The 15123-nt window shown below is 39.2% G+C and carries 11 protein-coding genes; 5 read left to right on the top strand and 6 right to left on the bottom strand.

Annotated features, from left to right (window positions below; genetic code table 11):
• Nucleotides 1-11: 11 nt before the first annotated feature.
• From ABD769_RS12435 to ABD769_RS12425, 3 genes are all read right to left on the bottom strand, one after another.
• Nucleotides 12-1751: a RagB/SusD family nutrient uptake outer membrane protein gene (locus ABD769_RS12435; protein ID WP_344851740.1), complete on the bottom strand. Its 1740-nt coding sequence runs from the start codon at nt 1749-1751 to the stop codon at nt 12-14.
• Nucleotides 1752-1840: 89 nt separating this feature from the next.
• Nucleotides 1841-5026 (bottom strand): SusC/RagA family TonB-linked outer membrane protein, encoded by a 3186-nt coding sequence (locus tag ABD769_RS12430; RefSeq protein ID WP_344851739.1) that lies wholly within the window; start codon nt 5024-5026, stop codon nt 1841-1843.
• 169 nt (nt 5027-5195) lie between these two features.
• Nucleotides 5196-5336, bottom strand: coding sequence for a hypothetical protein (locus ABD769_RS12425; RefSeq protein WP_344851738.1), 141 nt, complete (start codon nt 5334-5336; stop codon nt 5196-5198).
• A 163-nt stretch (nt 5337-5499) separates the two neighbouring features.
• On the opposite strand from ABD769_RS12425, the gene ABD769_RS12420 reads away from it, so the two are divergent.
• The gene (locus tag ABD769_RS12420; RefSeq protein WP_344851737.1) at nt 5500-6519 is read left to right on the top strand and encodes a LacI family DNA-binding transcriptional regulator; all 1020 of its coding nucleotides are present in this window, start codon (nt 5500-5502) and stop codon (nt 6517-6519) included.
• 609 nt (nt 6520-7128) lie between these two features.
• Here ABD769_RS12420 and ABD769_RS12415 read toward each other — a convergent pair.
• Nucleotides 7129-8358 (bottom strand): MFS transporter, encoded by a 1230-nt coding sequence (locus tag ABD769_RS12415; RefSeq protein ID WP_344851736.1) that lies wholly within the window; start codon nt 8356-8358, stop codon nt 7129-7131.
• Nucleotides 8359-8528: 170 nt separating this feature from the next.
• Between ABD769_RS12415 and ABD769_RS12410 the strand changes: the two genes are divergently transcribed.
• Nucleotides 8529-8972, top strand: coding sequence for a MarR family winged helix-turn-helix transcriptional regulator (locus ABD769_RS12410; protein ID WP_344851735.1), 444 nt, complete (start codon nt 8529-8531; stop codon nt 8970-8972).
• A 45-nt stretch (nt 8973-9017) separates the two neighbouring features.
• Complete coding sequence (locus tag ABD769_RS12405; RefSeq protein WP_344851734.1) at nt 9018-9854, top strand: MBL fold metallo-hydrolase; 837 nt, start codon at nt 9018-9020, stop codon at nt 9852-9854.
• Between the two features lie 648 nt (nt 9855-10502).
• Here the strand turns inward: ABD769_RS12405 and ABD769_RS12400 are convergent.
• Nucleotides 10503-11015: a glutathione peroxidase gene (locus tag ABD769_RS12400; protein WP_344851733.1), complete on the bottom strand. Its 513-nt coding sequence runs from the start codon at nt 11013-11015 to the stop codon at nt 10503-10505.
• Between the two features lie 413 nt (nt 11016-11428).
• Here ABD769_RS12400 and topA point away from each other — a divergent pair, with 413 nt between their 5' ends.
• Nucleotides 11429-13993: a type I DNA topoisomerase gene (gene topA / locus ABD769_RS12395; protein ID WP_344851732.1), complete on the top strand. Its 2565-nt coding sequence runs from the start codon at nt 11429-11431 to the stop codon at nt 13991-13993.
• 186 nt (nt 13994-14179) lie between these two features.
• The gene (locus tag ABD769_RS12390; protein ID WP_344851731.1) at nt 14180-14584 is read left to right on the top strand and encodes a hypothetical protein; all 405 of its coding nucleotides are present in this window, start codon (nt 14180-14182) and stop codon (nt 14582-14584) included.
• A 96-nt stretch (nt 14585-14680) separates the two neighbouring features.
• Here ABD769_RS12390 and ABD769_RS12385 read toward each other — a convergent pair whose 3' ends face one another.
• Entirely contained in the window at nt 14681-15103 is a 423-nt protein-coding gene (locus ABD769_RS12385; RefSeq protein ID WP_344851729.1) for a nuclear transport factor 2 family protein, read from the bottom strand.
• Between the last annotated feature and the right edge of the window lie 20 nt (nt 15104-15123).

Below are 15123 nucleotides of genomic sequence, written 5' to 3'. Positions count from 1 at the left end.
TGATTAATCAACTATTCCCAGCCCGGATTTTGAATTAAGGCACCTTTACTTTTGTAAATCTCTGCTCTGGGGATCGGGTAAAGATTTTGCGCCTCTGTCCAGCTTTTTTGGAAGGTTGGACCAAGCACTATCGGCGTATAGGTAAAGCTACCATTGGTATTTTTTACTACGTCCATGCCTTTCATCGGAACAGCGATTGTTTGTGCACCGATTTTCCAACGCATAATATCATACCAGCGGTGATCTTCGAAAGCCAGCTCAATAGCACGTTCATGCCTGATTGCTATGCGCATTTCATCCTGGGTCATGTTGTCTTTCAATCCATAACCATACGTACCGGTACCCGGAGTAATCTTTGCACGTTTACGCAGTGCCACAAGCTGTGCATAAACACTTGCATCTGGTCCGGTTGCTTCATTCTGGGCTTCGGCATAGTTCAGCAATACTTCGCCATAACGGAAATACAGGTAATTTAATAATGTTGTACTTCCGCCAACCGTACGGTAAACTTCCGGCCAGTATTTTTTGCAATAGTAACGTGTTGCGGTATAGGTAATGGTTGTACTGTAATCTTTACCATATGAAACTTTACCGCCGGCATCTGTTGAAGTCCACATTTCGATTTTTCTTCCCTGCCAGGCTAAATCGTTGTAAATAATGTTGTTATAAAAACGTGGTTCGCGGTTTAAATAAGGGTTTTTCGGATCGTAACCGGAAGTAGGATCGGTTATGGCTTTACCATTGGCCATTTCGTACATGTCTACGTGGTTTTGAGTAGGATTCATCTGTCCCTGTGCACCACCAGAACCCGGCGACATTGAAAAGTCCTGCATCATTTCGCCAGCCAAAGGAGTTGGCCCTTTAATCCTCATCATGATGTATTCTGGTGAGTTTGGCAGATTTAACAGTTCTCCATAATTATCCTGCAGCGAATAAGCTTGTTTAGCCAAACCATCAACACCTTTCATTACCTCAGCAGCAGCAGTAGCAGCAGCCTGCCATTTGGTTTTATCATTGTTTGGATTGTTTAACGGGCTGGCAGCATATAGTAATACGCGTGCTTTTAAAGCCAGTGCAGCACCCAGCGTCGGGCGGCCATAATTAGATGCACCATAATCAGCATCAGTTCCAAGTTTAGTAAGGGCAACTTCGATATCTTTTAAGATAAAATCGGTTACCTGGGCAAAAGAACTCCTTGGGATACTGTTCAGATCGTCGGTTACCGCATAAACTTTATCGATAATGGGTACGCCACCAAATCTTTTGGTCAGCTCGAAATAAGATAATGCACGCAGAAAACGCATTTCGCCTTCTACACGTTTGGCATCAAAAATCGGAACAGAAGCATTTGGAGATGGAGGTACCTCTCCTATCCTGGCCAGCATTTTATTTTCTACCGCAATGCCTGCATACATCAGTTTCCATACGCCATAAATATCGTTTAACGATGGTCCGTTAGAATGATCATGATATAAACCTCTGTTTAAAGAAGTTACCGAACCTTCTGAGTTTCCTGAAACGGCCTCATCTGAAGCCTGAGCGGTACAACCACGGTGATCGTTAAAGCGTACATATTTGGTAATGACATAGTTGTAAGCGTTGTCGGCAAATCTTGCGGCCAGTGCCGGATCTGCAAAAATATCATCCTCACTAATGGCAACCCCCGGGGTACGTTCTAAATAATCTTTTTTACAAGAAACAGAGAAGAGCGTTAATAAAAGAATTACTGTAAATATTTTATAATTTTTCATTTGCTTATATTTTTTTAGCGGCGATGAAGCGATCATGAGTATATTAATTACTGTTTGAGAGCGGCATGCTCATGATGGTTTCATTTTTCTTAGAATTGAACGTTTAAACCAAAATTGTACACCTTTGATGTTGGATAAATCGATTGCAATGGAAATGCAGTATTAATGGTGTTTACGTTTTCAGGATCGGTATAAAATTTATACTTCGTCCAGGTGTAAAGATTCTGCCCTTGTACAAAAACCCTTACGTTGCTTAACTTTAATGCGGTGGCCCACTCTTTAGGTAAGTTCCACGCAAATTCTACGTTTCTGATTTTTAAATAAGAAGAATTCTGTAAGGTAAAATCGTTTAAAGCATAGTTTAAAGATGCTGTTCCTCTTGCGTGTATAACCGGCCAGGTTGCGGTTGCTGCAGTTGCAGGGGTCCACGAATCGAGCATAAAAGGATACATCTGCTGGCCATTGTTCTGTTCGTTCAGAATTACATTCGAGCTTACGTTTCCAACACCCTGAAATAATACGGAAAGCGAAAATCCTTTATACAAAACACGCGGACTAAAGCTATATACATACTCTGGAGTATTGGTATGCCCAATTGCTTTTTGATCTAAACTGGTGATAATGCCATCGCCATCTAAATCTTTAAATTTTAAATCTCCCGGAATTGGAGAATAACCCTGCAATTTTGGAGAAGCAGCAATATCAGCCGCCGACTGGAAGAAACCATCTGTTACATATCCAAAAAACTGACCTACGCTGGTTCCTTTTCTTACCAACGACGGAGGTAAACCATCTGGTTCATCATTTTCCACAATCCTGTTTTTCGAATAACTCAACTGGGCGTTTAAACCAAGGGTTACACTTCCAACCTGTTTCTGGTAATCGAGTTCAACCTCGTAACCTTTGTTGTAAACAATACCTTTGTTGAAATTCGGATAAGTATGCCCATAAAGAGCTGAACCACTTAGAGATGGCGTTAAGATATCTCTTCTGGTTTCATCAAATAAATCAACCGTAACCCTTAAATTATCTTTAAATAAACGGGCTTCAAAACCAATGTTGCGTTTAGTACCGGTTTCCCAGGTTACTATCGGGTTGCCAAGATCGTTTCCGGTAGCACCAAAAAACTGTGGATCCCTGATTAAAATGGTTGGATAATTGGTAATGGAATTTGGATTTCCGAATGGCGCTACCTGACCGCCAGCTGTGGTGGTGGTATAAGTAGAATAACTGGTTAAAAACAGAAAACGGCTATCCGAAATTCTGTCGTTACCAACCAAACCATAACTACCCCTGATTTTTAAATATGATAGAATATCATTCTTTTTCCAGAAAGGCTCATTGGTTAACGTCCACCCTGCCGATATTGCCGGGAAGAAACCATAACGCAAACCCTGTGCAAAATTTTCTGATCCATTGTAAGAAGCATTGAACTCTGCGAAATAACGTTCATTATAGTTATAGGCCACACGGCTGGCAATACCTTGTGATGCTTTTGGAGGAGCGGTAAATGCAGTGGTACCTGTTGATTTAATCAACTGTCTTGTACCCAGTAATAAGGCGCTTACATTATGTTTTCCAAAATCGCGGTTATAATCAAACCCCGCCTGTAAATTCATATTGGTGCTGCCTTCAGTAACCCCGCCATCCTGTACGGCTCCTAAAGGCTCATCACGGTTACGAGTATCGGTTGATAAAGTAGCTTCACCGGTAGCCGGATTATATACATACGCCGCCCAGTTGGCATTTCTTCTTTCGGTATTGTTATAATAAGAATCGTAACCGAATACTGTTTTAAAACCTAATCCTTTGGTAATAAATCCTAATTTATAATTCAGATTAAATGTGCTTTCGATGGTATTGTTATCATCATTACGTGTTCCAAAACGTGTTAAAACCGCATAAGGATTCCAGATATTGGTACCCACATTCGGGTTAGCTGTAATTCTGCCATCAGGTAAAGTAACAGGATAAGCATAAGCCGGAACCTGCAGAATACGCGAAATCATTCCTTCAATCGTATCGTAAGAGAATGCTGAAGAGGATCTTAAACCCGCTGGCTGATAACGGTCGGCAAAACGCCCGCCTAACTTAATTCCAACGGTAAAATCTTTATTCAGCGTTAAATCTACGTTCGAACGGAAATTATAGCGGTTATAATTTGGCACTGTATTAATTCCGTAAGGCGAATCGAACTTTTTGAAAATCCCGTCCTGAAAAGCATAACCTGCCGAAACAAAATATTTGGCAATTTTTGTTCCGCCATTGATATTAATATTATGCTGTGTTTGCGAATAATATTTTTTGGTTAAATAATCAAACCACTGCACATCAGGATAACCGATCGGGTCTGATTTATCCCTGAATTTCTGGATCTCCGCATCCGTAAAAAATGCAGGTTTACCATCGTTCAGGTAAGATTGATTTAACAAAGTGGCACTTTCTAAAGCCGGCAGACCAACCGCCAAACCGGTATAGGTTTGCAACGCATAATTACCGGTGTAGGTAACTTTTGGCGCACCGATTTTTCCTTGCTTGGTGGTAATTACAATGATACCGTTCGCACCACGGATACCATAGATAGCTGTAGAAGCTGCATCTTTTAACACAGTAATGGTTTCAATTTCGCTGGCATCTACATCTGAGAAACTCGGACGTTCTACCCCATCAACCACCACAATTGCAGCGTTATTGGCTCCGTAAGTGGCAACACCCCTCACTTTTAACTGGGCGCCATCTGCCCCCGGCTGACCACTGGTTTGTACGGCCAGTAAGCCAGGTAAACGACCAATTAAACTGTTGGTTGGGTTTGGCGTTGGCGATTTCATGATCTCTTCGGAGTTGATCTGAGCAATGGCTCCCGTTAAGGTAGATTTTTTCTGTGCACCATAACCAACCACCACTACTTCATCCAGGCCCTGAGAGTTATCTTCGAGCACAATGGTTAAAGCACTTTTACTATTTACTGCAACCTCTTTATTGATATAACCAATGTAGGTAAAAGTTAAGGTTGCATTTTCTGCCGCTTTAATTGAAAACTTACCGTCATTATCGGTTACTGCGCCAATTGAGGTGCCTTTAACCCTTACACTTACGCCCGGTAAGGTAATTCCCTTGCTGTCTTTTACCGTACCGGTTATTGTACCCTGTGCAAATACATTGAGGGAAGAACTGATCAGGAAAAGAAAAGTTAAGGTATAAAGCACTTTAGCCCATTGAATTTTCTCAAATCCAACGCAGGTAAACGTCTTCTTCAAATTGTAAAGTCTATCCATAATTGTTATAAAATATTAAATCTATTAGGTTAAAATTTAATGTCTGGTTAATATTCAGCCATGTAGATTTACGTTGGGTAAATCCATTAAGCTTGTTCAAAATGTTTATATCATATTGCCTTTCAGAAATCAGATTGGCATGGTAGAAGAAGACGGCGGTTAACTGATCCTATGCATCCTGAGGATTGTACGATTTTGTCTTTAAAGCGTAATATTTTGGAGGTAAAGCGAAGTTGTTGCCTCCAGCTAAACCTGATACTCCAGTAAAAGCCCTTTTAAAACTGAAGTGAGTGTAGGATGATTTCATCATGTTTATTTGGTTAGTTTGTGTTAGCGGTAACGAATTTAGAAAAGCTGAAGGGATAAAAGTGTTTTTAAATAGCTTAAAAGGCGATAAAATCCATTGAAACTACATTTCAAACGTTTGAAATAATTAGATTTTTTTTCTTATCTATGCATTGAGATTGGAAAAGATGACGAACAATACCCCTGTTACACTAAAGTTCTTGGCTGAAAAGTTAAAGATGTCAGTATCAACAGTATCAAAAGCCCTTAATAACTATCCCACTATAAACGAGTACACTAAGAAACGTGTACAGGAAATGGCTAGCGATCTGCATTTTACGCCAAATAAATCGGCAATTAACTTAAAGGAAAAAAAATCGCGTATTATTGGTATTATTTTACCCAATCTTTTAGATCACTTTTTTACGCGCAGCATTTATGGTGTAGAGCAATTTGCTACCCAAAATGGATACAATGTTATCATCAGTCAATCTCACGATGATCTGGAAAAAGAGATTCAATCTGCTAATATGCTGTTGAGAAGCCGTGTTGATGGTTTAATTGTGGCCATTTCGAAAAACACGCAGGATTTTGCGCACCTTGATCAGTTCGAAAACATGGGTATCCCGGTAGTTTATTACACGCGGAACCCGAGTTTTAATTTAAGTTGCCATAAAGTATTGGGCAATACCTTTCAGGGATGCTACCAGGCCACTAAATTTTTAATCGACAGAGGCCATAAAAAGATTGCCTACCTCGGCGGACCTAAAATGATCAATTTTACGCATGATCGTTTTAATGGTTATATAAATGCTTTAAAAGATAACCAGGTGCCTTTTTCGGCCGAATTGGTAGCTTATACTGATTTTGACAAGGAAAATACTATTTCAGCAATCAAGAATCTTTTTGCCAATCCTGAAAATATGCCTACCGCCCTCGTGGCCTTTAAAGAGCCTATTTTATTTGATGCAATAAAATACCTGAGATCAATTAATCATCCTAAATTTAACGAAATAGAATGTATTGGTTTTGGCAACACTTCGTTTATCAGTTACCTCGATTCGCCGCCTATTGCCTCTATTGAAGAAAACCCTGAATCGGTAGGCGAAAACGCGATTAAACTTTTACTTCAGCTGATCAACAAAGAAATCGATATCCAGAACTACCAGAAAGTAATGGTAGATTGTAAGTTAATTGTGCATGGGTAGATGCGGGTAGCGGTTAGAAAGTGTCGTTTCAACATACTCAATTAAAATCTTCGGAAACCCTTTTGCACCAAACCTTAATGTTTCTTAACTCCTTAATGGTAACCAAAACCTATTTATAACCATTCATCATTAAGAAGTTAAGGTAGATAAGAAAATTATTATAGTCTAACTTTCTTAAAGCTAACGTAATTTCGAGCGGAGTGCAACGAAAGCCGAGAACACAAAGTGCTCAGCGAAGTTAAATCTGTCTTGAAAGATTCCTCCAGATGTAAGCTGATTGTGCATAGATAGATGCGGCTAGCCTATAGCCTTTAATCTGCACTGCTAAAATCTTTGGAAAACCCTTTTGCACCAAACCTTAATGTTCTTTAACTCCTTAATGGTAAAAAAAAATTTATCATAACCATGCCAGCATTAAGAAGTTAAGGTAGTTAAGAAAATATGATGATTTAACTTCCCTAAAGCTACCGTCATTTCGAGCGGAGTGCAACGAAAGCCGAGAACCACAAAGTACTCAGCGAAGCTAAATCTGCCTTGACAGATCCCTCCTAAATATGTAGAACTGCGTTTCAATCGATGATGCCACGATTAGAGAAGTTTCAATAAATACTAATTCAACGACATTGCACTTCCCTTAAATTGATTCCTGTGCTTCTCGTTATAAACAAAGGCTGCAACAATCAACAATCCTGCAATACCTTCAAAAGCCACAACTACCTGCGTACCGAAAAGATGCGCCAGATAACCCATTAACAAACTTCCAATCGGTAATACCCCCTGATAAGCCATGATATAATAACTCAAAGTCCTGCCCCTCATCACATCATCCGCATGTGTTTGCAGATAAGTATTGATGGAGGAAGTTTGCGCCATTAGGCCTAAAGCTGCTAATCCGGTGCAGATTAAGGCCAGTATCAATGAAGGAGATATCGCCAGTGCCACTACTGATATGGCCAATAAAATCCCCGACAGCATTACGATTTTCTGTAAGTTCTGACCTGCTTTTAAAGTGGCCATATAAATAGCCCCGAAAAATGCTCCAAATCCCGCTGCACTTTCGAACCAGCCAAACGTTGTGGCATTCCCGTTAAAAATATCTTTCGCAAATACAGGCAGTAAAGTGGTAAATGGAATGACCAATAAACTTGAAGCAGCCATCATCAATACCATTGAGGCCAGATCGGGAGATGACTTAAGGTAATCGTAACCTTTTTTCAGGTCGATCCAGATATTTTCTGTCGGTTTTTGATGTTCAGTAAGTTTTAATTTCATCATTACCATACAACCCAGCACAGCGATAAAACTGACAAAATTGATCAGAAAACAAATATCCTCACCCAAAGTACTCAAAATTACACCTGCCAGCGCAGGCCCAATCAACCTTGCCGCATTAAACATAGAAGAGTTAAGTGCAATGGCATTTGGTAAATCTTCTTTATCATCAATCAAATTTACCATTAACGATTGTCGCGCCGTTACATCAAAAGCGTTTACCAGTCCCTGTACCAGCGAAAGCGCTGCAATCCAGAACATATCGTACACTTTAAACCAGATCATTAAAGCCAGGGCACCCGCCTGAAGCATCAGGATGATTTGGGTAATCACCAAAATTTTATACTTATTATGCCTGTCTACATAACTCCCGGCATAAGGCGCAAGCACCAGTGAAGGGATTAAACTTAAAAAAGTAATCAGCCCCAATAAAAAAGCCGAACCTGTTAAACGGTAAACCAGCCAGCTGATGGCCACACGCTGCATCCACGTACCAATTAATGAAATAGCCTGACCTGTAAAAAATAACCTGTAATTATAATGCCTTAGCGAACGAAAAATACTCATGTTTAAAATAGTAAAGTAACTTTACAAAAGTATAAAAATTTAACCGGACCATAAAACCAAAAAAGAATACTTTTATCAGTTTAAAATCATAAATTAAGGATTTCGTAAAATGATAATAGATTACGATTAAAAATAAAAGCTTATATTTGTAAAGTTTATTTACTATTAATATGCCTACTCAAACACAAGAGATTGCAGCTAAATTAAGAAGCACGGTAACCCGCTTAACCCGCCAGTTGCGCAGACAGAACGTAAGTTCGGAGTTTAGCAATGCCGAACTGTTAACCATGTCGCTACTGGAACAGCATGGAAAAATGCTATCGACAGAACTGGCTGATATGGAAAGGGTATCTAAACAGGCCATCTCGCAGATCATCAACCGCTTGTACGATGCAAAATGTGTGGAGCGTTTTCCGAGTGAAGAAGATAAGCGGAAAATATTTATCGGTTTAACCAAACTGGGCGAAAAACACATCATCGCCAGTAGAAAAATCAAAGAAGAATGGCTGGCACAAACCCTGGAAAAAATATTTTCTTCTGAAGAAATTAACCTGATACAGGCTTTCCTCCCGCTCCTGTCGCGCCTGGTAGAACACAACGGTACAAGAATATAGTTTTACTTTTCCATGTGCCAAATAAGCCTTATCTTGCAGAAGAATATGGCACTATATTTTACATCAATAAATTCGGGGAGTAACGGCAACTGTTACTATGTGGGGAACGATAACGAAGCCGTTTTGGTTGATGTTGGCCTTACCTGCAAAGAAGTGGAAAAGCGCATGGAGCGCCTCGGCTTATCAGTAAACAAACTGAAAGCAATTTTTATCTCTCACGAGCACAGCGACCACATTAAAGGCTTGGCTGTTTTTGCTAAAAAGCACAAACTTCCGGTTTACATCAGTACGCCAACTTTAAAAAGCAGCCGGCTTTTACTCGATTCCAACTATACCTTTCCGTTAAACCATTTACAAAATATCCGGATCGGGAATTTAAAGATTTCTGCATTTTCTAAATTCCACGATGCAGCAGACCCTTACAGCTTCACGGTAGAATGCAATGATATCCGCGTTGGGGTATTTACTGATATCGGTGCAGTATGCGACCGCCTGATTACGCATTTTAAAAATTGCCACGCTGCATTTTTAGAAGCCAATTACGATACAGAAATGCTGCAAAATGGCCGTTATCCTTATTTTTTAAAACGCAGGATTATGGGAGGCCATGGCCACTTAAGTAATAAGCAGGCTTTGGAACTTTTTATGAACCATAAGCCTGAATACATGAGCCATTTGTTATTGAGCCATCTATCTAAAGACAATAACGACCCGGAACTGGTAGAGAATTTATTTAAAAGCGTTGCCGGCGATACTTTTGTTAAAGTAGCTTCGAGATATGAAGAAACGGAACTTTATTATGTAGGGGGTAATCAAAACGCAACGATATCTTACACGTTTGACCCCAGCCTTTACCAACCTGAACAACTTAACCTGTTTTAACATCCTAAAGTCAAAAACAAGCTGCTTTTTTGTTACAAAACCCTTTATTTTGAGTGCTTTATTCGTATTTAGCTTAAAAAATTACAGTTTCACCTAAAAAATTAAAATAATTTCAATTTTCCAAAAACATTTTATTTGTACATGGGTTATATATATACTTCATAAATAGTTTGTTTGGTTTATTGGGGCTTATGGATTTAAGCCCCTTTCTCTTGCCCAAAATTTCCAATCTACCAAAGAATAATATATAAAATGATTGTTATTATGGTTGCAAGCAGGGTTTCTGCCTAAATAGAATGGGAATATATCTGCAGGTAAGGTTTAATATTTTGCACCAACTAAAACTCAGGTTGGTTCTGGTAGCTGAGATGGACATCAAAAATAGATAGTTTAGTTTGAGTAATCATTTGAATTACCTAAAAATATTCAAGTTTTCAATACTGCTTTTTTATCAGTTTAGTATTTCGTTTGACCATATAGGAACATAAGAATCATATCAACTTATATGTCTCATATGGTAAAACAGATCAGAATATCTATTGCCTTTTAATGATCAAAAAAAAGGCAAAATGGCTAACCACTTTACCTTTAAATTATTTAGAGAAGTGAGAAAAATATCCCATCTTCCCTCTTCCCTTTTACATCCTACTACAGGTTCTTCACAATCGCCTCGTCCGTAGGTTTTGTTTTAGAACGGAAACGGTGTACCAATTGTCCTTTTTCGTTAATCAGGAATTTTTCAAAGTTCCATTTAATATCACCTTGCTCTTCAGTATTGGTTTGCGAGGTTAAATATTTAAACAATGGACTGATGTCGTCTCCTTTTACACTGCTTTTTTCGGCAAGCAAAAACGACACATTGTATTTACCTGTACAAAACTCTTTAATCTCTGCATTGGTAGAAAATTCTTGTCCGCCAAAATTACCAGCCGGAAAACCGATCAATACCACTTTGTTGCCATATTGTTTCTGAAGTTTTTCTAAATCTTCATACTGTGGCGTAAAACCGCATTTAGATGCTGTATTAACAATTAAGATTTTTTTGCCTTTAAATTTAGAAAGTTTAATTTCTTTACCATCAATGGTTTTAAAGCTGAAATCGTAAACATTTTTTGGTGGCGACACCAATAAGTTTAATAGGATTAGAATAGTGCTGATCATCGTTGTTTTTATTTTTATATACGAATATAGGTACAAATCGGTTGCCTTGATGTAATGTGGCTGTAAATTATGTGATGGAAGATGTAAAAGGCAAGATGAAGTTAACCCAACCTTTGTTTCTAAACCTGATAAAGCGGAAAGCCCGGAGCGCAGCGAGGACTTGAAGCGATAGCAGGACTGCCGGCCGCCACTAAACAGAACCTTTCATTTTCAAAAACAATAAATTTAAGGAATACAAAATCTGATTCTGATGGAAGACCATTTAAACTATTCTGCAGGAGATTAAAACCTGATTAAAATCACCTTATAAATCAACATAGTTTACTAACATTTAATAAAAAAATCGTATAAAAATCCACACAGGTTTGGATTTATGCTTTAATTATAGCTTTATTTGCACAAAAACGTATTTCATGGCCAAAAATTTATTAATCGTCGAGTCACCCGCAAAAGCTAAAACCATTGAAGGATACCTGGGAAAAGATTTCCTGGTGAAATCCAGCTATGGTCATATCCGGGATTTAGTGAAGGGCGATATGGCGATTGATATTAAAAATAATTTTGCCCAGACCTACGAGGTACCCGCCGACAAGAAGAATGTGGTTGCCGAATTGAAAAAGCTAGCCAAGGAAGCCGAAATGGTATGGCTGGCGTCCGATGAAGACCGTGAGGGAGAAGCCATTTCCTGGCACTTATTCGAAACTTTAGGCCTGAAAGTAGAGAAAACCAAACGGATCGTTTTTCATGAAATTACCAAACCTGCCATTTTAAAAGCAATTGATAGTCCGCGTGGAATTGATTATAACTTAGTAAATGCCCAACAGGCCCGCCGTGTTTTAGATAGATTAGTAGGTTTCGAACTTTCTCCTGTTTTATGGAAAAAAGTAAAACCATCACTGTCAGCAGGCCGCGTACAATCTGTTGCCGTACGTTTAATAGTAGACAGGGAACGCGAAGTTTTAAACTTTAATGCAGCCGCTGCCTATAAAATTACCGCACAATTTTCAACCGGTAAAGGCAAAGAAACGGTAAAGGCAGAATTACCGCAACGGTTTGAAAGTGAAGCAGATGCAGAGAAATATCTTCAGGACTGTGTTAATGCAAAATTTGACATTACGAGTTTAGAAACGCGTCCGGCGAAACGTAACCCTGCCGCACCTTTTACTACCTCTACCCTGCAACAGGAAGCCTCGAGAAAATTAGGTTTTTCGGTAGCGAGAACCATGCAGGTGGCACAAAGACTATACGAAGCGGGTAAGATTACCTACATGAGAACTGACTCTGTAAACTTATCAGAAACGGCTATAAATGCTGCTGCTGCCGAAATTAAATCGGCTTATGGCGACAAATATCACCAGACAAGGGTTTATAAAACCAAATCGGCCGGTGCGCAGGAGGCTCACGAAGCCATCCGTCCTACTTATTTCGACAGGCACACAGTTGATGGCGATATTTCGGAAAAACGTTTGTATGATCTGATCTGGAAACGTGCTATCGCCTCGCAAATGAGTGAAGCTTTGTTCGAAAAAACAACCGCTCAAATCACCGCTTCAACCCGCAAGGAGCATTTGGTTGCCGAAGGTGAAGTATTAAAATTCGATGGCTTCTTAAAAGTTTATCTGGAATCGACAGACGATGAAGAAAACGAAGAAAAAGAAGGTGGAGCCATTTTACCTCCTTTAGCCAAAGGACAGGAATTATTTTTAAAAGAAATGCAGGCCACGGAACGTTACTCTCGTCCGCCCGCAAGATATACAGAGGCCAGTTTGGTTAAAAAACTGGAAGAACTCGGCATAGGCCGTCCTTCTACTTACGCACCAACCATTTCTACGGTGCAAAACCGTGGTTATGTGGTTAAAGAAGACAGGGATGGTAAACAGCGTAAATTCACTTCTATCGTTTTAGCCGACGGACAGGTAAAAAAGGAAATTAAATCGGAAATTACAGGGGCAGAAAAATCGAAACTCTTCCCTACTGATATCGGTGAGGTAGTTAACGATTTCTTAGTAGAACACTTTAAAGGTATAGTCGATTTTAACTTTACCGCTAAAGTAGAAAAGGAATTTGACGAAATTGCGCAAGGTTTACAGGAGTGGACTAAAATGCTGCACTCGTTTTACAATCCGTTCCACAGTGAAGTAGAAACCACTTTAGAGACTGCTGAACGTGCTACCGGCGAACGTTTATTAGGCTTAGATCCTGCAACGGGTAAAAATGTTTATACCAAAGTAGGCAAATTTGGTCCTTTGGTGCAGATTGGTGAACTTGATGAAGAAGAAAAGCCACGTTATGCCAGTTTAATGCGTAATCAATCGGTAGCAACCATTACTTTAGATGATGCGCTGGAATTGTTCAAACTTCCATTCCAGTTACCTGAATTTGAAGGTAAAGAAGTGGTGATCGGTGTAGGCCGTTTCGGGCCGTATGTAAAATGGGGCGAGAGTTTCATCTCCCTTCCTAAAAACGATGAGCCTTTATCGGTAACTTATGATAGAGCCGTTGAAATTATCCGCCAGAAAATGGATGATGACGCCCCAATAGCTTACTATGAAGGTTTAGGCGTTACAAAAGGTAAAGGCCGTTTTGGTCCGTTTATTAAATGGAACGATCTTTTTATCAATATCCCGGCAAAGGGTTACGATTTTGATAACCTTACGCAGGAAAATATCGATACTTTGATCAGCAAAAAAGTAGAGAAAGAAGCAAACAGATACATTAAAACCTGGGATGCAGAAAAAATTTCAATCGAAAATGGCCGCTGGGGACCGTTTATCCGTTTTGGCAAATTAATGCTGAAATTGAGAAACAATGAAGCCACTAAACAGAAATATACGCCTGAAGAACTGGCAGATATTGACCTTGAAGTGGTGAAGAAAATGATTGTGGAGCAGGTACCTAGCGCTTTCGAAACGAAGAAAAAAGCACCTGCAAAGAAAAAAGCAGCTCCGGCTAAAAAAGCAGTTGCGAAGAAAAAATAGGATCAGGATTAAAGGATTTTGGGATGGTAAGATAATAAGGCTATCACTCAAAATTCTTTAATTTATATACATAATTATGGAGGATGGCAGGATTATTCAATAATTCTATTCATTCAATAATTCTATATTCTATATTCTATCATTCAATTTTCTATCATTCAATAATTTAATTAAACAGTTAACCACTTGAAATCAGATTTACCAGAAAATATAGTCGAAGATATTGCAATGGCCGTGGTATTGATGGGCGAAACACCCGAAGTTACCAGCTGGACGGTTTACCTTGTTAATTTAAAAAATGAGTCAATTACCAATGTATTGATCAGCTCCAAAGGTTATGGCGAAAAAGATGGTAAACAGGTAAAAACTTCTGTTTTGCGCCATTTTATTGGCGATATGGAAGCTAATTCTTTTGCCGGGGTGGAAGCCATTGATCCTGAGGTGTTTGGTTTAACGAACGAATACTGGCTTAGCTATTACATCGGCAGCACCATTTACGACAAAAAATTCATCTTCCTGCCCGAAAGCATTATTGATTCCAACCTGATCAAAATCCCATTGGTAAACAAACCTGGGGTGATGATAAAGTAGTCGTGAGTCTTAAGTTCTAAGTCCAGAGTCTTAGACTACCGATTTAGGACTCAAGACTACTGACTCAAGACTAGGGACTAAAGACTCCAAACTCAACTAAGGCACCTTAACCGCCTGTCTGCCAAGTAATTTCCAGCCTGATTTTTCTTTGCTCCAGATTAAAAGGATATACAATTTCACATTTCCCGGAACATTTTTATCGTTTGTTTTAGCATTTAGTGTATGCCTGACCAAAGCTGTTTTGTTCTGTATAATAACCGATTGATCGGTTAAATTGATGTCCACGAAATCAGATTCACCTGAAAGTAAAGAGTGCAGAAATTCTTGTTTGGTTTGGATTTTCCCGCTCGAATGGCCGTAACTTAAATTATTCAGTACAATTTTATCCAATGCTAAACTATCAGGCGCAACCATTAGTCTGGTTAATCGGGTAACAGCATCTTCTACTTCAGCTTTCTGCGCAAAACAAAAATGTGTAGAAATTAATAAACACGAAAAAATTAAGAGTTTCTTGATCATATCTGGTTGTATAGGGTTGA

It is taken from the genome of Pedobacter jeongneungensis (genome assembly GCF_039538295.1).
Taxonomy (GTDB): Bacteria; Bacteroidota; Bacteroidia; order Sphingobacteriales; family Sphingobacteriaceae; genus Pedobacter; species Pedobacter jeongneungensis.
This window is presented reverse-complemented; position numbering and strand designations above follow the sequence as displayed.